The 21,138-nt window shown below is 44.4% G+C and carries 21 protein-coding genes; 3 read left to right on the top strand and 18 right to left on the bottom strand.

Annotation, left to right across the window (positions count from 1 at the left end; all coding sequences use genetic code 11):
• Positions 1 to 105 precede the first annotated feature (105 nt).
• From LZ23_RS04205 to LZ23_RS25460, 5 genes are all read right to left on the bottom strand, one after another.
• The gene (locus tag LZ23_RS04205) at positions 106 to 339 is read right to left on the bottom strand and encodes a CopG family antitoxin (protein ID WP_052507109.1); all 234 of its coding nucleotides are present in this window, start codon (positions 337 to 339) and stop codon (positions 106 to 108) included.
• A gap of 81 nt (positions 340 to 420) precedes the next feature.
• Complete coding sequence (locus LZ23_RS04200) at positions 421 to 720, bottom strand: hypothetical protein (RefSeq protein WP_045211847.1); 300 nt, start codon at positions 718 to 720, stop codon at positions 421 to 423.
• Positions 674 to 985, bottom strand: coding sequence for a BrnT family toxin (locus LZ23_RS25465; RefSeq protein ID WP_045211846.1), 312 nt, complete (start codon positions 983 to 985; stop codon positions 674 to 676). Before LZ23_RS25465 ends, LZ23_RS04200 begins: the two co-directional genes overlap by 47 nt.
• Before the next feature lie 410 nt (positions 986 to 1,395).
• Positions 1,396 to 1,710, bottom strand: coding sequence for a HigA family addiction module antitoxin (locus LZ23_RS04185; RefSeq protein ID WP_045211843.1), 315 nt, complete (start codon positions 1,708 to 1,710; stop codon positions 1,396 to 1,398).
• Between the two features lie 13 nt (positions 1,711 to 1,723).
• Positions 1,724 to 1,891, bottom strand: coding sequence for a type II toxin-antitoxin system RelE/ParE family toxin (locus LZ23_RS25460; RefSeq protein ID WP_435050734.1), 168 nt, complete (start codon positions 1,889 to 1,891; stop codon positions 1,724 to 1,726).
• Between LZ23_RS25460 and LZ23_RS24520 the strand changes: the two genes are divergently transcribed.
• Both LZ23_RS24520 and LZ23_RS04175 read left to right on the top strand, forming a co-directional pair.
• A complete protein-coding gene (locus LZ23_RS24520) occupies positions 1,811 to 2,080 on the top strand; it encodes a hypothetical protein (RefSeq protein WP_045211841.1) in 270 nt (89 codons plus the stop codon). The two genes, LZ23_RS25460 and LZ23_RS24520, sit on opposite strands and share 81 nt — an antisense overlap.
• Entirely contained in the window at positions 2,070 to 2,396 is a 327-nt protein-coding gene (locus LZ23_RS04175) for a type II toxin-antitoxin system PemK/MazF family toxin (RefSeq protein WP_045211839.1), read from the top strand. Before LZ23_RS24520 ends, LZ23_RS04175 begins: the two co-directional genes overlap by 11 nt.
• A gap of 468 nt (positions 2,397 to 2,864) precedes the next feature.
• On the opposite strand, the gene LZ23_RS22315 is transcribed toward LZ23_RS04175, so the two are convergent.
• The 13 genes from LZ23_RS22315 to LZ23_RS04090 form a co-directional block, all read right to left on the bottom strand.
• Positions 2,865 to 4,850 (bottom strand): SpoIIE family protein phosphatase, encoded by a 1,986-nt coding sequence (locus LZ23_RS22315; protein ID WP_052507107.1) that lies wholly within the window; start codon positions 4,848 to 4,850, stop codon positions 2,865 to 2,867.
• A gap of 128 nt (positions 4,851 to 4,978) precedes the next feature.
• Entirely contained in the window at positions 4,979 to 6,187 is a 1,209-nt protein-coding gene (locus LZ23_RS04160) for an aminopeptidase (RefSeq protein ID WP_045211835.1), read from the bottom strand.
• 251 nt (positions 6,188 to 6,438) lie between these two features.
• Positions 6,439 to 7,701, bottom strand: a complete 1,263-nt coding sequence (locus LZ23_RS04155; RefSeq protein WP_045211833.1) for an EAL and HDOD domain-containing protein — start codon at positions 7,699 to 7,701, stop codon at positions 6,439 to 6,441.
• A gap of 18 nt (positions 7,702 to 7,719) precedes the next feature.
• Positions 7,720 to 8,190 carry a chemotaxis protein CheX gene (locus LZ23_RS04150; RefSeq protein ID WP_045211831.1) on the bottom strand — a complete coding sequence of 157 codons (471 nt, stop codon included), beginning with the start codon at positions 8,188 to 8,190 and terminating at the stop codon, positions 7,720 to 7,722.
• Between the two features lie 137 nt (positions 8,191 to 8,327).
• Positions 8,328 to 9,551, bottom strand: a complete 1,224-nt coding sequence (locus LZ23_RS04145; protein ID WP_052507106.1) for an HDOD domain-containing protein — start codon at positions 9,549 to 9,551, stop codon at positions 8,328 to 8,330.
• A gap of 118 nt (positions 9,552 to 9,669) precedes the next feature.
• Positions 9,670 to 10,548 (bottom strand): CheR family methyltransferase, encoded by an 879-nt coding sequence (locus LZ23_RS04140; RefSeq protein ID WP_045211830.1) that lies wholly within the window; start codon positions 10,546 to 10,548, stop codon positions 9,670 to 9,672.
• A 505-nt stretch (positions 10,549 to 11,053) separates the two neighbouring features.
• Complete coding sequence (locus LZ23_RS04135; RefSeq protein ID WP_045211828.1) at positions 11,054 to 12,070, bottom strand: glycosyltransferase family protein; 1,017 nt, start codon at positions 12,068 to 12,070, stop codon at positions 11,054 to 11,056.
• Between the two features lie 16 nt (positions 12,071 to 12,086).
• Positions 12,087 to 13,994, bottom strand: a complete 1,908-nt coding sequence (selB, locus tag LZ23_RS04130; RefSeq protein WP_045211826.1) for a selenocysteine-specific translation elongation factor — start codon at positions 13,992 to 13,994, stop codon at positions 12,087 to 12,089.
• Positions 13,995 to 14,175: 181 nt separating this feature from the next.
• A complete protein-coding gene (locus LZ23_RS04120; protein WP_045211823.1) occupies positions 14,176 to 15,543 on the bottom strand; it encodes an aminopeptidase in 1,368 nt (455 codons plus the stop codon).
• A 520-nt stretch (positions 15,544 to 16,063) separates the two neighbouring features.
• A complete protein-coding gene (selA, locus tag LZ23_RS04105) occupies positions 16,064 to 17,467 on the bottom strand; it encodes an L-seryl-tRNA(Sec) selenium transferase (protein WP_045211822.1) in 1,404 nt (467 codons plus the stop codon).
• Positions 17,468 to 17,561: 94 nt separating this feature from the next.
• The gene (locus tag LZ23_RS04100) at positions 17,562 to 17,813 is read right to left on the bottom strand and encodes a hypothetical protein (RefSeq protein ID WP_045211820.1); all 252 of its coding nucleotides are present in this window, start codon (positions 17,811 to 17,813) and stop codon (positions 17,562 to 17,564) included.
• Between the two features lie 73 nt (positions 17,814 to 17,886).
• On the bottom strand, positions 17,887 to 18,168 hold the full coding sequence (locus LZ23_RS04095) for a DUF2442 domain-containing protein (protein ID WP_045211818.1): 282 nt from the start codon (positions 18,166 to 18,168) through the stop codon (positions 17,887 to 17,889).
• 158 nt (positions 18,169 to 18,326) lie between these two features.
• Positions 18,327 to 19,598, bottom strand: coding sequence for a bifunctional folylpolyglutamate synthase/dihydrofolate synthase (locus LZ23_RS04090; protein ID WP_045211817.1), 1,272 nt, complete (start codon positions 19,596 to 19,598; stop codon positions 18,327 to 18,329).
• 116 nt (positions 19,599 to 19,714) lie between these two features.
• On the opposite strand from LZ23_RS04090, the gene LZ23_RS04085 reads away from it, so the two are divergent.
• Positions 19,715 to 21,034 carry a malic enzyme-like NAD(P)-binding protein gene (locus LZ23_RS04085; protein WP_045211815.1) on the top strand — a complete coding sequence of 440 codons (1,320 nt, stop codon included), beginning with the start codon at positions 19,715 to 19,717 and terminating at the stop codon, positions 21,032 to 21,034.
• Positions 21,035 to 21,138 lie beyond the last annotated feature (104 nt).

The raw sequence follows: 21,138 nt of genomic DNA, 5'->3' as shown, positions 1-21,138 counted from the left end.
CAGAGAAAAAAATTATTGTCGTCAGGGGGGGATTATAATTGTCGCTCATCACTAACGCCTGAGCTCAGGGGCGTAGCGAAGCGGAGCGTCCCTTGGAGCCCATTGTTAAATTGCCTCATTTTCCTTCATCATTGTGATTGTTTTTATTACTTCGTTCTTATCTACTAATTGATTGGTGACATACTTATGAACTATAGTGTTCAATAAAGTCTGGTACGGCATTCCTTCTCGCTGTGCTTTTTGTTTTAGCAATTCAAGGTCAAAGGCTGACATCCTCATACTAATTGCTTTATTTTTTTTGGTTTTTTCTATAATTGATTCAATTACTCCCTCCAGCAACAATCCTCAAAAAAGCTTCCCCCCCTACTCTCTGCCAGGCACACCGGGCTTTATGAACTTATGGATAGAGCTCGACCATGCTCATTTCTGTCCAGAGCCAATATTCACGGCTTCCTGGTCGACTCTATCCTTATTGGTTAAGGCTTCATGGTTATTGCTGGACAGTGTATACTCATCCAGGAGCCTGCGAATCATTTTTTGATATTGTGTATTATATTTTTTTGCCTCTTTCTTAAAAAAGTCCACACTCGTTTTACTTAGCGCAATTGTAACCTTAACGGTTTCATCTTTTAAAGCAAGTTCTTCCGGAGATGGAAGAAAGTCAGAGATAACCTTAACTTTCCCCATTGGTTCGTCTGTGTATTTGATTTTCTCTTTCATAGATTTTCTTTCCTTTTCGCCAATATCCGGCGCCGATTATTCTGATTTTGTTCTTTCTGTATGTAAACCGAACCGTCATTATCGCGTCTGAGACCCTGCCAAGACAGTAAAACCGTTTTTCATTTTCACTATGTTCAAGGTCTTCAAGGATAACACGATCAGTGTCCAGAAAAGCAAGCTGTGCCAGGGCAAAAGAAACTCCATGTTTTTCCTGGTTCTGCTTGTTTTTTTTCGAATCCCACTCGAAGTCAGAAAGTTTGCTCATTAGGTTTGAATAGATAGGGGAAGAAAATGTGTCAATATAAAAATATGGCTTTTTTGTTCCATAATCGTGCCGAACGAAGTGAGCGCATTGTTCAAGTAAGCCGCTGTGCGGCAGAGTAGCCCAGCCCTAATTTCTTAAATGAACCAGAACGAATCTCCTCCTGAACTCGTAATTTCGCTTCCGCCTCAAGACGAATTCGGATATTGGATTGGTCGTCGAACGGCCTATTGAAGCAGCAATTGTCCAGATAGATTTTCATGCGGCTAATATTCTGGCCAACTCTTGTCCTATACCGGAACTGGCACCGACTACAATTGCTTTTTGCACGTTTCTCTCTTCTTATAACGCCAGGCTCACGCGCCGGTTTGGAGCCGCGAAGCGGAGGTTTTGGCATCCGGTGTACGGCTTGGTTATGCAGCATGTAGCGGCTTGATTCGATCCACTTCTTCCTTCACCGACTTCGCAGCATTCCAGAGATCAACAGACCGCTGCGCATTCAGCCAGAATTCGGGCGAGTTACCAAACAAGCGAGCAAGCCGGAGCGCCATTTCAGGGCTAACAGCACGACGTTCGCATAATAATTCGTTAACTGACTGACGAGAGACACCCAAAGATTCGGCCAACCCCGAAACCGTCAGTCCATAATCCGGAAGATAATCTTCCCTCAGCATTTCGCCAGGATGCGTGGGTTTGCGTTGCATACCGGTCGTATTAAGAATAGACATATCATCACCTCACTCAGTGGTAGTCACACACTTCGACTTCATACGCATCGCCACCTTCAAAACGAAAACAGATACGCCACTGATCATTGATTGAAATTGCATGCTGTCCCTGCCTGTTTCCCGACAGTGGATGAAGGAGATTGCCAGGCGGCACTTTCAAATCCTCAAGCTGTTCGGACAGATCCACGTATTCAAGCTTTCTATCAGCTCTCGGTGCAACATCCGCAGGAAGCTACTTCTTCGTAATAAAGAAGAAAAGACGCTTTCCTGGGAAGATACCTACAAAAGCATGGCTGATGAAAATGAAAACTGGGACGATTTTAATATAGCACTTCTTGATGGCCTGGAGGATGAGGACTTTGAATATTAAAAGATATGACATATTTGTTGCTGACCTTAACCCCACCTTGGGAAGCGAAATCAAAAAAGTGCGCCCCGTCGTCATAGTAAGTCAAGATGAAATGAACAAATATTTAGATACTGTTGTTGTCTGCCCATTAACTTCTAAGCTGCATCCTTTATGGAGAACGCGTATACAGACAAAATGTGCAAACAGAAATGCTGAAATTGATGCTGACAAGATTCGGACCATCAGCAAGCAAAGGTTGAGAAAAAAAATTGATAATTTATCAGAGGAAAAAGCAGCCCAATTACGGAAACTTATTACTGATATGTACGGCGAATAACTATTATTGTAATAGTTTAGCCCTTTTTTAAGAAAAGCAGGGGACAGGCACTCCGGGCCCCACTTGAGGGTCAACCGATGATTTAAACGTCTCACTTTTGAGACAAGTGAGTCCCGGAAGAGCCAGTCCCCCTCCGGGCTGTATGCCTCCGGGCAGGAAGCCCTGCCACATGCAAATGGCTAAACTATTACCTATTACTAAAAAAAAGCCTGTGAACTTATCCTGTGAGAAGCATAAATCTGCCTTAATGATCAAGCATAAATGTCCGGTGTTTCTGCATCCGGCTGACCAGGGATGCATCCAGCCTGCTCCAAGGGCCTATTTGATATGTTTGTGTTTTCAGGCATTATACCAGTACCAAATTTTGATTGTCATTTTTTTACATTGAGATTGACTGCTATTTTGGGGGTGCGACCCAGACCTGCTCAAGCTCTCTTGGTATGACCCCGTTAGGATTTTAAACACCTGTTACCGGCCATTATACCTAAGCATGAGCATAGTGATATCATCAGACTGCGGTGCGCTGTCAGCAAATTCCACAACCCTCTGTCGGACAGCCTGGATCACCTCTTCAACCCCGGCATTTTCCAGTACTGCTACATCCTGAAGCAGCTTTTCATCGGAAAAAAGCTCTTTTTGCGGATTCATGGCTTCGGTTACCCCATCGGTATAGATAAACAAACCATCTCCAGGTTCAAGATCAAGACTCAGCTCCTTATAATTCATGCCTTCCATGGCCCCGGCCACAGGTCCGCTGATACCGGGCACAAAAGCACATTCTCCCCTGCTTTTGAAAACTATGGGCAGGTTATGACCAGCATTGGCATACCTGACCTGTCCGGTCCTGATATTCAAAATACCGAGAATCATTGTAACAAACATGCTTTTGGTATTATCTCTGCTCAAATCGTCATTCACTCTGGACATTATGGCAGCTGGAGACTTGTCCTTGCCTGAATGACTCTGGACCAGGGTTCTGGTAATGGCCATATACAGCGATGCAGGCATGCCCTTGTCGGACACATCACCCACAGTAAAGCAAAGGTGATCTTCATCCAGCAGAAAATAGTCGTATAAATCCCCGCCGACTTCACGAGCCGGCTCAAGGTAAGCATACAGATCAAATTCCTTTATCTCAGGAAAGGGAGGAAACTTTTTAGGCAGGATACTCATCTGAATTTCCCTGGCCATGTTAAGTTCACTTTCATATCTTTCCCGGGCAGCAGTAGCATCCACCAGCTTTAGAACATTCTTCCGCAGTTCCTGCTGCATATGCATGAAAGAACCAGCCAGCTCCCCTACTTCGTCACGGTATTTATCTACAAGACGCTGCAGGGGTCTGGCGTCAAATTCATGGGACGTAATGTCTCTGACTGCCATTTCCTTAGACTGTCCTGCCAGTATAACCAGCGGCCCGGATATTTGACGCACAAAAAAGACTGCTGCCAAGGCGCCCAGAACAAATATGAGCCCAATAATTACGGACTGACTGCGGACCAGGTTCTGGGCCGGAGCACTGAGTTCATCCTCTGGAATCAGGGCGCTCAGATACCACTCCAGGGGGCGAAAATAGCGGGTTAAGGCAATGATGTTCTGACCATCTGCAGATATGATCAGAGATTCCCTGTTCCTCCCTGACCCAGCCAGGTCAGACAGGTGTTCTTCCATACTGTCCCTGTCTTGAAAGGCAGTGGCTGCAATAAGAATTTCACCCTCACTGTCAAACATCATCAAAGAACCGGTTTCAGCAATGCGCATCTGCCTGAACTGGGTTTCAAGCCCCTGAACAAGCTCTGCCAGTCTGGCGGTTTCTGCAGCCTGAATATATGAAATATCCACAGAAGAGCCCAGCACCCATTCCCATCCGGGAAAAAAGACCAGGTATCCCAGACGCTGGTCCTGCTGAGCATCACGGGAAGCACCTTCTGCTGAAAAAACAACAAACTGCTCATAACCGGCACCGGGCCTGTTTACCACCTGACTAAGTGACTGACCCTTAATATCTGAAACATCATCAAGGGCCAGTCCCACCAGACTCACTTGTGTATCAAAAATAATATTACCCTGATTGTCGGCAATAAAAAAACCGGTTGAACCAAGATCCAGATCCCAGAGCCAGTTCAGAAATCTTTCCTGCTGGTCTTCCCTGTTCCGGGCCAAAACTTCATCATGCCCTCCCATGTACAGCTCAAGCATGGACAGGACAAAACCTGATTCTCTTTTGAGCCGTTCCTTGCTCATCTCAATGCTCATCACCCTGTCAGAGATAAGCCCGCGATAAACCCCCTGGATATTGAGAAAAACAGAATCCAGGATATTCACGGCATTGTTCTGCTCAATACGCATAACTTCCCGTCCCACATCCCTGTGAGTAAAATAGAGGATCGTAACAGCGGTGAGAAGGAGAATGAGAGCCACCATTGCCAGGAGTTTGGAGCGTAATGATTTAAGCATAATTTTATGTCAATTATTTTAGAATTCGGGACTGTCCCCAATTGAATTTTCAGAAACGCGTAATGCTCCCCAACATCCGGAAAGAAAGACTTTCCGTATGGAAACTAACTAAGGAGGGGCTGGGTAGGTTACAGACCTTGCATGGTAAACTGACCATTGTCGTAAATAACTTGTTTTGCACCTTTTTTTAAAACTGCATGTACAGTTTTCTGCTCTGTGTTAACCAGATCCCAGTGCAGAGCAGAGTCATTAAAACCCAGTTCTTTCTTAAGTTCCCGGGTCAGTTCTTTAGAGTCCGAGGAATAGGTGTCAGCATAAGAAGCTCCAATGGCAACATGGCAATTACCACTTGCGCCACCAAAGTTTTCATCATACAGAGTATGAGCCATAAACCTGTCTATTCTGGAAAAACGCTTATCTGTCAGCGAAAATTCACCAAGATATGAGGCACCATCATCCATTTCCAGCTGGTTTTTAAGAAAATCTCCACCCTCTTCAGCAGAAGAGTGTACAACCTTACCATTTTCAAATTCTAAACGCACTCCCTTGACATAGTTACCACTGCGATATGATGGTTGATCAGCAAAATAGACGCCTTGTGTCAAACGTCTGTCTGGAGACAGAAAGAGTTCAAAGCTGGGAATATTGTGACCCGATACACCAAGCCAGCGACGTTTTTCTCCCGGGAAGACTTTTAGATCAGTATTTTTTGACTGGACATGGAAGTATTCAACATCCATGCTGTTCAACCATTTCTTTACCTGTTGAGAAGTTTCAAAAATGCTTTGCCAGATTACGCCTGGATCGTTACGGTCAAGATATACAGCCTTTACAATCTGTTCTTTGTATTCATGGATGCCAAGGCCTGCTCTCTTAGCAAGCTCTTCTGTCGGGTACAGACAAAGACTCCAGCCAAAATTGCCCTTACCTTCTCTTTCTTCCAGTATATCACGTAAATACTTTTTAGTAACTGCGTATTTACCTATCCTGGAAGGATCAATTTCTTTGAGATGTGTTAAAGATTCAGGCCCAAGAAGTGATATCAGACCATTTAAAGATGAATAAAGCTCCTGGTCTCCAGGAATTTTGAATGCAAGTTGCCCATCGTCTGCCAGAGAAAAAAAAGTTTTTTCCATCTGTTCAGGCAGGTTGATGCGAATCACAGGATTTAGCTGCATTTTCAGCAGATGCTTATATATCACATCTGCCAGGGGAATTGTTGATTTGTCAGCCCTGATAAGAACTATATCACCCTTGATGAACATCTCTTTTCTTGCTTTTTTCATAGCCCATATCATTACCTGCGCGTATTTATCCAATTCATCTGTTGTAAACAAAACAAACTCCTTTAAGACACAATATTAAAAAGACAGTACCTGTTTAGGGCTTTGAATGTGGCATGGCTTCCTGCCCGGAGGCATACAGCCCGGAGGGGGACTGGCTCTTCCGGGACCCACTTGTCCCATAAAATGATTCATTTTGAGCACAAATTGATGCTCAAATGGGTCGCGGAGTGCCTGTCCCCTTTTCCTAAAAACGCTAAAGAGATACAAAAAAGACACACTTTACTGATAACTCTCAAGATGCCTTACGCCATATCAAGAAATTTCCTGGCCCATATCCCTGCAGCATTCATGGAAATAGCCGCAACACTGGAGTTAAGCCCAGTAAGTTTAAGTGCTGCAGCTGCACTTTCCCAGTCACCCCTTTCGCAAGCCTTCACAAGACTCAACCATACACCAAGCTCCTTATCATGCCCCAATAAAGCTTCGGACATCCTCGGTTCAAGGCTGATTTTCTCAATAATTTCTTCCATAGGCTGAGATAATAAAGCGTCAAGGTAGGAAAAAAGACCAAGGATAAACATGGAATCAGGTGGCAGAGGGGTTGTTCTGGTATGCTTACAGATAATTTCAAGAAATCTGGCCCGCTGCAGAGAAAGTTGCAGCAGCTCCCCTGCCCGGGCTGTAGAGTTCATCTCAGCCATTACAATTACTTGGAGCCAGGTGGCAATCTTCCTTTGCCCCAGCATATTGACTGCCTGTGATATGGATTTGATTTTATGGGTTAATCCCATCCCTGCAGAGTTGATGTACCTGAGCAGCCTGTAACTGAGTGACACATCAGCTTGAATAATATGAGATATCTTTTTCATATCAATGTCTGCAGCACCTAATTCTCTCATGATATCAAGCTTGGACAGCTGATTTGCAGCCAGCTTTTTCCCGGACACAATCTGAGGTTTACTGAAAAAATAGCCTTGAAACAGTTTGAATCCGATTTTACGGCAGAAATCAAAAGTTTCGAGAAACTCAACTTTTTCAGCCAGCATGATGCAGGGATAATTCTGGAGGTTCTTAGCCACATCCACAAGTTTTTGTGGTCCCAAGTCCAAAACATCCACTTTGACAATATCAGCAATTTCCAAAAAAGGTTCATAACCTGGACTGCCTACAAAATCATCAAGAGCAAGGACATAACCATCACTTTTTAACTGTTTGCATATTTTAAGGATATCCTGATCAGGCTCAACCGTTTCCAGAATTTCAACTACAGCAGTTTCTGATGGCAAGGCCCAGGGAACCTTTTTGAGCAGCATTGACGAAGGATAGTTAATTAGCACTTTCTGCCCCGGGGTCAGCATATCCACAGCCATTGAAAAACCATCTACAACCACCCTGGAAGTTGCCATATCACCGTCTTCAAAACTGGCCAGATTGCTTTCAGTACCACTGCGAAACAACAATTCATAACCCCAAATCTCCATGTCGGTGTCAAAAACCGGCTGCCTCGCTACATAGACAGGCTCAAGGTTTTCATTGCTGATTAAGTCTGAGTTGATGTTAACCATGGTAAATATACCTTATATTCAGGAAATACTGATTTCCACAACAAGTTTGCCCCCATCACATTGGAAAGGTACCGCAAGAATTGGTGCAGATTCAATATGCCCAATTTTTTCCCCGAATCCAAGTACCACCTTGGGTGTTCCAGCCTTAAAGCTTATCCCTTCCTTGGACAGTTCACTTCTGGCCTGGCCTGATATCATGTTAGTCAGTTCTCCGACGGCATCAATAATTTCATCATTAATTTCAGTAAAATTTTCATATAACATATTATTTACAATGGTTAATATAACTTTTTCTTCTAGAGTTAAAGATATTATACCATTTGTAAAACCGCTGATTTCTATACTGCCTGTTATATCTCCACAGGCAGTGCCCTTTTTGTTCACATAAGGTTTGCCAGGCCTGGCTTCTATATTCGCCATGGTGGATAAAACATTCAGAACAGCGCTCAAGACAGGATTAATAAACTGTACACTATATTGTCCTTTCATGAAACTATAAACGCTCTTGAATATGTATCAAAAACAAGTCCTTGCTTGTTATCTTGAAAATTAAAATCGCTTCATCCGGGCGGCCCGGGAGCAGGCTTGCGAGTAGCTGGACAGTAACAGTTGCCCGAACTCTCAAGTTACATAAGGGTCTGCGAAATATCCTCAAGTGCCTGGCCATGATTCTTAAAGCTGCTGATAACAACACTGGGCTTGACATCTATTGATTCCCAGGCTTCTTCCTGCATACCGGGCAAAACATACTTCCAACCCCCACTTATGGCAAAAGCGTGGGCAAGGTTGTCACCAAGTTGAATGATGGCGGCATCTCTACCCTGATTATGGTATTCCGGTGAATGATGAGTACCCACCAGATTTACAAGTTTTCCTGGACATCCCCAAGAATTAAGCAGAACCTTTCCAAGCTCTGAATGATTGTAACCCAAGATAGCCTGTTCGGCCTCCATTAAAGGTATAAAGCTGCCTCTGGCATAAAGAAGTACCTGCAAATAGGCGTCAGGAAGGTTTTTCAATAAGAGGAGTCGGCCTACATCGTGCAGCAATCCGGCAGTAAAAAAGGACTCAGCTTCTAACCCCGCAGCTGAGGCAATATCCTTGGCAAATATGGCGCAACTGATAGAATGCCTCCAAAAAGTAGTTACGTCCATCAGATCAGGCGGAATATCCTTGAACATGGGCATTGCGGTTATACCGAGGGCAAGGTTGGAGACGCCTTCTACCCCAATGATAGCCACTGCCCGCTCTATGGACTCAATTTTTCCGGGCATACCGTATGCAGGACTGTTAACCAGTCGAAGCAGCTTAGCCACAAGATTTAAATCCAAACGAACTACATCCGCTACATGACTGGCGGTGCTGTCAGGGGCCTTGAGAATCTCCTGCAGCTTAAAATATGTGTCTGGAAATGAAATCAATTCCATTTCATGGCTTACAATATCTTCAGGTCCACCCTCGCCATGAAAGAAAAGATCGCGTTTGGCCTGATGGCTCATGGCCTTGAGTTCCTGTTCGCATGGCAAATTCCAGACTCCCTCTTTCACTAACCGACTCATCGTGCTTTCCAGGGTTTCCCTGTAAAGATCGTTGAAAATGGAACTACCGGGATCAACATAATAAAAAAAAGGCCTGACATACTCTTCACATCGTCGAGCTAGATCAGCCAGGTCCTGTTCTTTTCCCTCAGAAGCTATGTTGATGAAGCTGACACCGAGGTCCATCAACCCCTCTATATCGTCGGGAGTCAGTTCAGTCCCTTTGGTTAGAAAAACACTTTGATCCGCTCCAGCTACATCCTTGGCCAGCTTCATGCCCGGTTGGAGATGTTCAGTACAAACTTTTTTCACCCTTAAGCCTCCATAGTTAAAAGAAGGTATCTGTTTACTGAAATATAACAAATAACTGATAACTGGTTGCGGGCATGGCCCGCGTTAGTCATTGAAAACGCTAAGCGATACCTGCACCCTAATCCATCTTCTGATACATTATTCCACCGGGCTTTCGCATGGGTTGGAAAATATTGGTTATACTGTGTAAAGATTCTGAATGTCCAAGGACAAGATAGCCCTGAGGCACAAGGTTGTCATAAAAAGAATTAATAACCTTTTTCTTCATGGGCGGATCAAAATAAATTATAACATTGCGACAGAATACTATCTGAGATTTGGGGATCTTTTTCAGGGCAGCTGTATCATTAAGATTTATCTTTTCGAATACAATATTCTTTTTTATTTTGGGATGGACCAGATATCCACCTGGTTCTTTGGTGAAGTATCTGTTTATGATGTCTTTGGAGGTATTTCTCAGGGAATGTTCACTATAAAGACCCTTTTTCGCTTTAGCGATCATGGCTGAAGAAATATCATTGGCTGTGATGCGAATTCGCCAGCCCATAATGGACATTTTAAGCATTTCATGCAGCATAATACTCAAAGTGTATGGCTCTTCACCTGACGAGCAGCCAGCCGACCAGATATGTATCTGCTTTTTTCCTGACTGTTTTAACTTCTGCAGCATGGGAGCAAGCACTGCCATGCGAAAAACGCCAAGCTGCTTGGCATCTCTGAAAAAACTTGTCTCATTGGTGGTCATCTTTTCACAGAAAATTTCCACCTCTTTTTGCTTGTTGGGCCCAAATTTCAAATATTTATAATAATCTGAAAAAGAATTTAGCTTGAGCTCGCCCAACCTGGAACGTAACCTGTTTTCTAAGAGATATTTCCTCTGCTTAGGGATCTCTATGCCGGCTAATTCATAAATATAGGTGCTGAGGTCATCGAATTCCTTATCAGTTAAAGGGGCAGATTTTCTTAAACTAAGAGATTGTGAGCTGAAAAATGACATGGATTGTAAAACCCTCACTATTTTAAGTTAATCCAGGTAAAACCACTTTACACTACCTCAACACCAGAGCATCGCTGTAGTGCTACATTAATAAGTAGCAATATTTTTGCCAATATACCCCAGCGTAATGCACTATGTAAAGCAAAAAAGAATAAACAGTTTTCCCGAATTTTCAACTGCTTTTGCAGCGTCCCAAGAGGTCGGTAAGTCTAATGCGGGCTGTGCCCACAACTCAATTTAAACAAGAATAATTGTAATAGTTTAGCCATTTGCATGTGGCCCGGAGGCATACAGCCCGGAGGGGGACTGGCTCTCCCAGCCCTTGTTTTATTAAGTCTGTGTTTTACATCAACAAAAAACAAGGGTTGGGGTGCCTGTCCCCTGCTTTCCTTAGAAAAGGGCTAAACAATTACAAAATTTCTTGTTTTTTTCTACAGGATTAAAACGGTAAGTTACTAATATTTAACAAATATCTGCTGGGAACTTTACGCTTTTTTTTCTTGCATCAGTTCTTGATTCCAAGATGCATGTAAAAGTCTCTAATTGATTTGGTTAAAGGCAACTCCCGATCAGCAGCAAGAAAAAGAAAACTTTTCCTGAGCTCATTTTCTATAAGCTTGAGATTATCCCTTCTCCACTGACTTGCCTTGTTATAAATCAGCCTTTCTGCCATGCTGATTATCCTTTTGGCCCGAACCCTTACGCTATGTTCCTTTCGTACCTTGTTTTGTCCGGCTTTTGCTATCTCTAAGGTTTTTTCCGGATTGGATAATGCCTTTTTTGCTATGCTGACCGCACTTTCATGGTTGCCGCGCTTATAAAAAGGAAGAATATCCTCACCAGGCCTGAATATGTCTCTAAGGCCATTCTCAACGTCCTCAGTCAGTACAGCAGCGCCACAACAAGCTGCCTGGAACAACCTGAAATTCAATTCTCCTGCCGCACTCTGATTTAATACAATCATGCTTCTGGAAAAAACTTCAGCGTATTGTCCCTGATGAGTATATAAAGGGGAAAGTTTTTTAAAGTTTTTTAGAAGAAGAGGTCTTTGCCTGTTGAGAGGAGGATTAAGGGTACCAACAAAGCTGACAGGGATATCTTTATCCAGCCCAAAATCAAAATCCTTGTCCTCATTGCAAAAAAGAGGAAACCACTGGCAATTTCTGGGCAATTTTTTCTGGACAAAAAAAGGAAGATAATCCTTCTGGGCCACCAGCAGCAGATCAAAGGCCCAACTGTATGGGACATGCCAGGGGTTGCAGTATTGATCTATGGTAAAACCAATGGTAACTCCCGGCAACTTCTCAATCCCGAAAACTTCTGGAGGTCGGCAGGTGTCATTCCAGAAAACAAGGTCCGGATAAAAGGATCTGGCTTTGAGAATATCCCATAATTCTTTTATTCCCATTGGATTTTTCAGATGAACATCACAACTTGGTGATGATCCGACACTCAATACCTGATGTCCCAATGATCTGAATGTGGGCACAAAAGCTGAGCCGCTGATATTTAATATGCGCATTTTCAGCCTTTAAAAATCAACCGCGGCCGCGCAGTTTTCTTTTATCTCCCACCCTGATAGTCAACTTTTCCTTATCCATAAACTCCAGCAAAGGTATGGCAAATTTTCTGGAAAGCCCTGTAATTTCCTTGAATTCCACTGGCCCCATCTCCTCATTGGATTTGAAAAAAGTAAATATTTTGCCCTTTAGATCATCGATGGCCTTCTGGGTAAAATAAAATTCCTCATTGATCTTTATCAGCCCGCCCTGACCCTGCAAAAGCTTTAGAACTGGAGCTGCTTCCTTCATTTGAAGATCAAGGTCTTCCAGCAGTTTCTTGACAGTAGGAGGCTGAATCCAGGCAGAATTGTAAATGGCCATGATCTTTTTCTTGAGTTCTTCCTGATCAGCTGCAAGAGAAACTTTATGTCCAGGCAATCGCAAATATTCCTGCTCAGAAACAATCCGCTCCTTGCGGACCATTCTCTCCAGAACAAAGAAAAAAAGCTTTTCCGGAATATCCCTGGCCCATTTGCCTGAAAGCTCACCCCTGAACATGCCTTCCTTGATGGGGTTTTTTGCATGAAAGGCTTCAAGCTTTTCCAGCATCACGGACTCAGTATCTCTGACCATGTCACCGCTGGCATAGATCCTCTTGTCCTTGTCAAAAAGAAATACTTCCTGCCTGCCCCCCATGACCTGTAGTTTTTTTTCCAATTCCTTGTTTTCCATGTCAGTCATGATCACAAGCTGAGACAAGGAAAGCCCGGAGGCACCGGCAAGCTCTAACTGCAGAAGAATAACCTCTTCTTCTCTGGCTTGAGCAAGCTTTTCCAGAACCGAAACATCTTTTGAGAAACGCTTTATTTTGCCGCCCACTGGATTGATTATTTTGCCTCCAGCAATGGTCCGTAGAGGAGAAAAAGAACGTAGTACACATCGATCTCCGTAAACTCCGGCCATGGGGTCCTCAAAACGAACCTGGCAAACACATTTCTCTCCCGGTTCAATCTTATCGCGATCCAAAAGGTAGATCCTGGCCAGAATTTCCTTGGAACCATGATGGAAATGGATTTGAGTCCTGTGCTTCAGAGGCCTTGGAGCAGACTCAAGATAGTTCAGCTCCAGATCCCATACTGCACTGGGGAATAAGGTTCCTGGACGGCCAAGAACAAACCCTCGCTCAAGATCCTCTTTTTCTAAACCATGCAGGTTGACAGCGGTACGCATTCCAGCCTCACTATCAGGGCGCTGTTCACCATGAACCTGAAGGGATCTTACCTTGGAAGTTATTTCCAGGGGATAAATCATTATATCTTCGCCTACAGAAATTTTTCCCGAGACAGTAGTACCGGTTATGACTGTTCCATGCCCCTTCATAGTGAATATTCTATCCACTGGAAGACGAAAAAGATCAGACCTGCGATGTGGCTTGAATGAAGCTGAAATTTCCTTAAGTCTGGACCTGAGTTCATCAATCCCCTTGCCTGTATGGGCTGATACCGGAATAATGGGGGCCTCAGCAAGAAAAGTATTTTGCAGGTATTCTCCCACATCTTCCTGAACAAGTTCCATCCACTCTTCATCCACCATGTCTGTCTTAGTCATAGCCACAAGACCCTTTTCAATGCCCAGAAGGGTGCAGATGTCGAGATGCTCTCTGGTTTGGGGCATTACTCCCTCATCTGCAGCAATAACCAGAAGGACAAAGTCAATCCCTGAAGCTCCGGAAACCATATTTTTGACAAACCTTTCATGGCCGGGAACATCAATAATGCCCAGCCTGAAATTATCATCCAGATCCAGAAAGGCGAACCCCAGCTCAATGGTGATGCCCCTTTTTTTCTCCTCAATTAGACGATCACACTCTATTCCGGTGAGGGCTTTGATCAAAGTTGTTTTACCATGATCAATATGTCCGGCAGTGCCCATAATTACAGGCATTTTTTCTCCTTAAAATACTTGCCTTTGTCTATCTGCAACTTAAGCATTAAACAGACCCGTGGTACATTTCAAATAATTTTAACAGTTCAGCCCTTTTCTAAGGAAACAGAGGTAAACACCCGGCACTCAGTGGTGATAAAAAAGGTGGAAAGTGTCGAATTCACCACAGGCCTGCCCATCTTCAACTCTTGAAAAACTGTTCAAAGGCCAGAACAGAAGCATACAAATCTGCCTTACTGCAGATCTCAAAAGGACTGTGCATTCCGAGGACGCCTGGACCAAAATCAATAATATCCATTCCATAAACTGCCAGAAATTTAGCCACTGTACCACCTCCTCCAAGATCCACCTTACCAGTTTCAGCCATCTGCCATGGTATTCCGGCTTGGTTGAGTATCCCCCTTAGCCAGGCAACATATTCCGGGTGGGCATCATTGGCTCCAACCTTTCCCCTGTGTCCTGTAAACTTGCAGAATACAGGTCCATGACCCAACAAAGAAGCATTGAGTTTTTCATGCACATCCTGATAATCAGGGTCCATGGCCGCGTGCACGTCTGCTGACAAAGCCCTGGAATTTTCAAAAACTGTTCTGATTCTGGTTTCAGGTTCCCAGGCATCAAGCATATCTTCTATGCAGTATTCCATAAAAAGAGACTTGGCTCCGCTGGAACCTTCAGAGCCGATCTCTTCCTTGTCCCAGATAATGAGCAACTGGGTGAATTCCGGATCTTCCTGGGTTACAAAAGCTCTGAATCCGGCAAAAGTGCAAACCCGGTCATCATGACCATATCCTCCGATCAATCCCTTATCCAGGCCCACATATCTCGCAGGCCCTGCAGGCACAGCCTGCAGTTCAGCACTGTATAAATCTTCCTCTATAATGCCGAATCGCTGGTTAAGAATACCCAGCACTCCGAGCTTAACAGGATTTTTTTCTTTTTCATTTTTTTCTTTTGAGGGCGCAACAGGAACATGTCCCAGAACAACATTAAGTTTTTCTGCCTCAAAAGCTTCAGACAACTTTTTTTCAACCTGCTTGTAGGCCAGATGGGGTAATAGATCAGCAATGGTAAACACCGGATCATCCTGATCTTCTCCAATACATACATTGATCTTTGTACCGTCAGTCTTAATTACTACCCCATGTAGGGCTAACGGCCTGGCCAGCCATTGATGCTTGCGGATGCCACCATAGTAATGAGTCTTGGCCAGGCTGACCTGACATTCTTCATAAAGTGGCCTCTGTTTGAGATCCAGCCTGGGAGTGTCTGCATGCGCCCCGAGAATCCTGAGGCCTTCACTGAGCTTCTTTCTGCCTTTTCTAACCAGGATCAGGCTTTTTCCCTTATGAGTCTTCATGAATCTGTCAGAACTTATACCTCTTTCAAAACCAGCATTCATGGCCTTTTCAGCCAGAAATTCCACTGTTTCCCGCTCTGTCTTACATTTACTTAAAAATTCAATATAATCCTGAGCCAGCCTGTCCATGGCGCTGACATGCTTTTTACTTTTATATACTTCCCAGCAGTTTTTTGTTTTGAATTCCATTGGCGCTCCGTGGATTTTTTTAAAGTTTTAAGTGTTAAGTTTAAAGTTTTAAGTGTTAAGTTTTAAGTTTTAAGTGTTAAGTTTTAAGCTCCTCACCCGGGCGGCCTGGGACCGAGCCTGTGAGTAACTTTAATGAGTCTGTCACTTTTCTGGAAATTGGGACAGTCACCGCGAGGTACTATATTTCACCCGGATCCCTGATCCCTGCCCCCTGATCCCTGATCCCTGACCCCTGACTCCTGACTTCTGACTTCTGACCCCTGACTTCTGACTTCTGACTCCTGACCCCTGACTTCTGACTCCTGACTCCTGACTTCTGACTCCTGACTCCTGACTTCTGACTCCTGACTTCTGACTCCTGACTCCTGACTTCTGACTCCTGATTTCTGACTCCTGACTCCTGATTTCTGACTCCTGACCCCTGACTCCTGACTTCTGACCCCTGACCCCTGACTCCTGACTCCTGACTCCTGACTTCTGACTCCTGATTTCTGACTCCTGACCCCTGACTTCTGACTTCTTACACCTCCAAAGCCTGCCCAAGTACTTCCACCACCAGGCCAAACTCATCCACATCCAGTGTTCTGGGGTCTAAACAGAAAAGATCATGTACAATCATTCCGATTAATGGTGGATCAGTGCGCAGCAGCTTTTCCTTCAACTGCTCACAATTCATTCTGTCTGATTTTACGCCCACCAGATATGTGGGCAGGTCCTGCTCTGGAAATGAACCTCCACCAACCCTGGAGTTGGCTGGAAATATGCTGCATTTCAATTCATTTCCGAAGCTTCTCCTGATCCTGTTCATGAGTTTCTGAGCAGCTTTTTTCAGTTCTTCCTGCTTCATGGTTATCATGCGCAAGGTAGGAACTTCACGCATGGCAACTTGAGAGTCGAGATAAAATCTGAGAGTTGACTCAAGAGCGGCCAGAGTCATTTTATCTATGCGAATAGCCCTGTTCATGGGATTTTTTTTGATTTTGCTGATTATTTTTTCCCTGCCCACTATTATACCGGCCTGTGGTCCTCCCAGTAACTTATCCCCGCTGAAGGAAACTACTGATACTCCATCTTTGACCACCTGCTGCACTGTAGGCTCAGGCATGAAATGATACCCATGCCCGGGAAAATCAAAAAAATTACCGCTTCCCATGTCCTCAATCACAGGGAGGCCATGCTTGTCGCCCAGCTGAACCAGCTCTTTCAAGGTAACTTCCTTGTGAAAGCCGATGATTCGGTAGTTTGAAGTGTGAACCTTAAGCAGAGCTCCGGTATTTTCATTAATAACTGATTCATAATCTTTAAGGTGGGTGCGATTGGTTGCTCCCACCTCCTTTAGAAAAGCCCCTGACTTGGCCATGACATCAGGTATTCTGAAAGATCCGCCTATTTCCACAAGCTGACCTCTGGAGACCACCACTTCCCTGCCTTTGGCAAGAGTATCAAGAATAATCAGTACAGCCGAAGCATTGTTGTTGACCACAAGGCCTGCTTCTGCTCCGGTAATCCTGCACAGAAGCTCTTCCACATGGCTGTAGCGGCTGCCTCTTTTCCCTGTATTTAGAGAAAACTCGAGGTTAGAATAATGCAGACATGCTTCCCACACAGCCTGGGCTGCCTGCCTGTTCAGAATAGAACGCCCCAGATTGGTATGAATGACCACCCCGGTGGCATTGATAACCCTTCTGAAATGCGGCCTGGTATGGACCTTAAGGTAGGCTTCCAGGCGGGAGCTGAATCTTTCCGGACTAAGTTCGTCATCGCCGGATATGGTTCCAGCCTTGATTTCCTGCCTGCAAAGCTCCAGAAAGTCATTCACCAGGTCACGAATAAAAGCTCTGGGATAATTGCTGTAGCATTTCTTATCAGCCAGCCCGCTCAAAACCGAATCAACTGAAGGTAACAATCTAAATAAAGAGGACAAGAATAACTCCTGAAATTAAACTAAAAATAAAATGCAAAAAGCATAAATTAGTAAAAGCAGTGACTGACCAAAAGACCATAGACATCAATATTCTTCATTTCCAAAGAGATGCATCAACTTCATTAAAATGTTTAATCTCATCCATTAATTGATCATATTCTGATTGCGACCAGGTTCCTGCCAGATGATCCTGAACATGGCTTTCATCTTGACCTGGACAATACCCGACTGCATTATATATGTACCGCAACACAAGAGAATTAATGCTTATCCCTGAACTTGTTGCTTCTTTTTCCAATAACTCTTTAACCCGTTCATCCACTCCGAAGATATTAATATTCGCCATGCCTTCCTCCTCTTGTTCTACACCTGGCAGGTTACAAAGAATATCACAGTATCCAGAAAGGTGACAGCATCTTTCAATTACTGGCAGGCTTGCCAGTGCCAGGCCTTTTAGCCGGTATCCCCCGAAGCATTCCTTCAACACTTATATCTTCATCAATATCCGGCCAGCTAATCCCCAAACCATCGCCAATGAGCTGATAGTTTTGTCTCTCCTGGTGACTGGCATTGGACAGACGCCAGGACCATGCCAAAGGAACGCTGATCCTTCGACCATCAGAAAGAAATACAGAAATCTCATCTTCTGAAACAGACACTTCCATTGCTCTTGGATCTGACTCCCTAACCACAATGCTCATGCCAGGACTCCCAGCCATTTGCACCCGCAAACAGAAATAAACCTGCTCAAATCTGTGTACCTGCAGGTTTACCCATGTAAGCAGTGACTTTCAGGTTAATGACAACCAAACAAACTCCTAAACTATCCCAATACCTGTTTTTCTTCAAGTATTTCCCCTCAGCCCGTCTGCCTGGATTCCATCCACTCAGGAAAGGCAGCGTATACTTCCCCAATCAGATATAAAGATCCGCAGACCAGCACCGGGCCCTGGTCATTGTCAATATTTTTTAAAAATTCTACAATATTATCCAGTGGCTTAGCTTTATTGCCAATCATGGCAGCCAGATCGCACTTAGACATTGCCCTTGGGTTATCCTTAATGTCCGGCACCAGGATTTCTAAGGCCCCCATCTCTTTTACAGCTTTAACCAGATTGCTTAAGTCTTTGTCTTTCATGCAGGAAAAAATAATTGTCTCAGGCCTGATTTTCATGTCCTCAAGAGAATCCTTTAAAGCTTCAAAGGCCTGGCAATTATGAGCACCATCAAGAATAACTACTGGTTCGTTTCTGACAATATGCATCCTCCCAGGCCAGAATGCCTTTTTCAACCCGGCAAGACAGTTCTGGAGATCAAAAACATAACCATATTCTGAACACAGCACTTTCCACGCAAGTATAGCCGTGGCAGCATTATCCAGCTGATGCCTTCCTTTAAGCCCCAGTTCCCGGCTGATAATCATGATTTCAGGAAAATCTCTTAATACTGCCTCAGTGCCGACAAACTCAAAAAATTCATCCACCAGAAAAACATCAGCTCCGACCTGTTCTGCCCGGTTCAGCAAAACATTAAGGGCTTGGCCATCCTGCCTGGCAATAATCACCGGACCTTTCTTCATGGCCATGGATTTGTCCCTGGCAATTTCTTCAAGATTGCTTCCCAGAACAGAAATATGATCAAGGCCGATGCGGGTAAAAATATTCAGTGCCGGAGTAATGGCGCTGGTAGCATCAAACCGCCCTCCCAGCCCGGCTTCCAAAACAGCCAGATCAATTTGCTGTTCCCTGAAAATTTCAAGTCCAATAATGGTCAAAAGCTCAAAATAAGTAAGATTCAACTCTCTGCACAGGCCATAAACCTTGTTGGCCGCAACAACCCATGCTTCCTCAGAAAGAAGCTCTGAATCAATTCTGATTCTTTCCCTGAAATGAACAAGATGCGGCGAAGTGAACAGTCCGGTTTTAAGTCTGCTGCACCTTGCTAAACTTTCCAGAAAGCAGGCTGTAGAGCCTTTACCGTTAGTGCCTACAATCTGGACAGCAGGATAATGAGGCTGCCCTCCCAGCAACTCTATACCAGCGTGCATTCGCTCCAGGCCCAGATCCATCCGGAACTGCCCTAATGTCTTTAGAAAAGTCTCAAGTGACTGGAAATTATTAAACTTATCCAAATGTACCTCAAAATATTTGCTTGAAAACCAGAGCCATCTGACCTATGTACATATGCCGGCTTGAATCTCGACAGTAGCTGAAAAAAACATTTAAGATAACCACCTCGGAGGAGCAAATGTCTTTATTTACCAGAGAAGAAGCGCTTGAATATCACAGCATGGGCAGGAAGGGCAAACTTGAAGTTTTGCCTGTAAAACCGTGCGCCAATCAGAAACATCTGTCCATGGCCTACAGCCCGGGCGTTGCTGAAGCATGCCTTGAAATTGCTGATAATCCGGCCAAGGTTTTTGATTATACCAACAGGGCCAACCTTGTGGCGGTCATCTCCAACGGCACAGCGGTGCTGGGACTTGGAGATATAGGGCCCATGGCGGGTAAACCAGTCATGGAGGGCAAGGGGGTTCTTTTCAAGGCCTTTGCCGACATTGATGTCTATGATATCAATATCAACCAGAAAGATCCGGAAAAAATCATTGAATTCGTTAAAATGCTGGAACCCACATTTGGCGGAATCAACCTCGAAGACATAAAAGCTCCTGAGTGTTTCAAAATTGAAGAAACCCTTATAGAAGAAATGGACATACCTGTCTTCCATGATGACCAGCACGGCACAGCCATCATTTCCGGAGCCGGTCTTCTCAACGCCTTAGAAATCACAGGCAAAAAAATTGAAGACATGAAGATGGTGGTATCCGGAGCAGGAGCTGCTTCCATTGCCTGCTGCAAGTTTTATGTAAGCCTCGGCCTGCCTGCTGAAAACATATTCATGTATGACTCCAGGGGCCTGCTGCATAAAGACAGAAAAGACCTGAACAAGTATAAACTGGAGTTTGCCCAGTCTAAAGACTTCGGGGCCATGACTGAAACCATAAAGGGCGCGGATGTTTTCATCGGCCTTTCGGTCAAAGGACTTTTGTCAAAGGACATGGTCAAAACCATGGCCAAATCACCCATCATTTTTGCTATGGCCAATCCAGATCCTGAAATTTCATATCCTGATGCCAAGGAAGTCAGTCCGGACTGCATAATGGGTACTGGACGTTCAGACTATCCCAACCAGGTTAATAATGTGTCAGGTTTTCCATTTATTTTCCGTGGTGCCCTTGATGTCAATGCGCGTAAAATCAATGAAGAAATGAAGATTGCAGCAGCCAGTGCCCTGGCAGACCTGGCCAAAGAGCCGGTACCTCAGGATATGCTTGATGCTTACGGCCTCAAGGAACTTTCCTTTGGACCTGACTATGTCATTCCCAAACCCCTTGATTCAAGAATCATAGAATGGGAATCTACTGCTGTGGCAGAGGCTGCCATGACTTCCGGGGTAGCCCGCTCAAAGGTTGATCTCTCTGAATACAGACAATCACTGAAGGTTCGTATGGAACAGTCCAGAATAAGAATCAAGGATTTCATCAGCAGTTATAACCTGAATCTGTAATCTCTTTAAATAATATTTTTTTCTTGTTCCCAGGCTCCAGCCTGGGAACAAGTGGTATAAGTTACTCACACATTTTGTCCCGGGCCGACCAGGTTAAACTCATT

The organism is Desulfonatronovibrio magnus (assembly GCF_000934755.1).
Lineage (GTDB): Bacteria > Desulfobacterota > Desulfovibrionia > Desulfovibrionales > Desulfonatronovibrionaceae > Desulfonatronovibrio > Desulfonatronovibrio magnus.
This window is presented reverse-complemented; position numbering and strand designations above follow the sequence as displayed.

Coding starts and splice junctions, on each gene's coding strand:
- LZ23_RS04120 (WP_045211823.1), bottom strand. CDS start 15,543: ATGGAATTCAAAACAAAAAACTGCTGGGAAGTATATAAAAGTAAAAAG.
- LZ23_RS04135 (WP_045211828.1), bottom strand. CDS start 12,070: ATGCGCATATTAAATATCAGCGGCTCAGCTTTTGTGCCCACATTCAGA.
- LZ23_RS04095 (WP_045211818.1), bottom strand. CDS start 18,168: ATGAGCATTGTGGTTAGGGAGTCAGATCCAAGAGCAATGGAAGTGTCT.
- LZ23_RS04200 (WP_045211847.1), bottom strand. CDS start 720: ATGAAAGAGAAAATCAAATACACAGACGAACCAATGGGGAAAGTTAAG.
- LZ23_RS04085 (WP_045211815.1), top strand. CDS start 19,715: ATGTCTTTATTTACCAGAGAAGAAGCGCTTGAATATCACAGCATGGGC.
- LZ23_RS04155 (WP_045211833.1), bottom strand. CDS start 7,701: ATGGTTAACATCAACTCAGACTTAATCAGCAATGAAAACCTTGAGCCT.
- LZ23_RS22315 (WP_052507107.1), bottom strand. CDS start 4,850: ATGCTTAAATCATTACGCTCCAAACTCCTGGCAATGGTGGCTCTCATT.
- LZ23_RS04140 (WP_045211830.1), bottom strand. CDS start 10,548: ATGTCATTTTTCAGCTCACAATCTCTTAGTTTAAGAAAATCTGCCCCT.
- LZ23_RS04150 (WP_045211831.1), bottom strand. CDS start 8,190: ATGAAAGGACAATATAGTGTACAGTTTATTAATCCTGTCTTGAGCGCT.
- LZ23_RS25465 (WP_045211846.1), bottom strand. CDS start 985: ATGAGCAAACTTTCTGACTTCGAGTGGGATTCGAAAAAAAACAAGCAG.
- selB (WP_045211826.1), bottom strand. CDS start 13,994: ATGCCTGTAATTATGGGCACTGCCGGACATATTGATCATGGTAAAACA.
- LZ23_RS04185 (WP_045211843.1), bottom strand. CDS start 1,710: ATGTCTATTCTTAATACGACCGGTATGCAACGCAAACCCACGCATCCT.
- LZ23_RS04100 (WP_045211820.1), bottom strand. CDS start 17,813: ATGGCGAATATTAATATCTTCGGAGTGGATGAACGGGTTAAAGAGTTA.
- LZ23_RS24520 (WP_045211841.1), top strand. CDS start 1,811: ATGCTGTCCCTGCCTGTTTCCCGACAGTGGATGAAGGAGATTGCCAGG.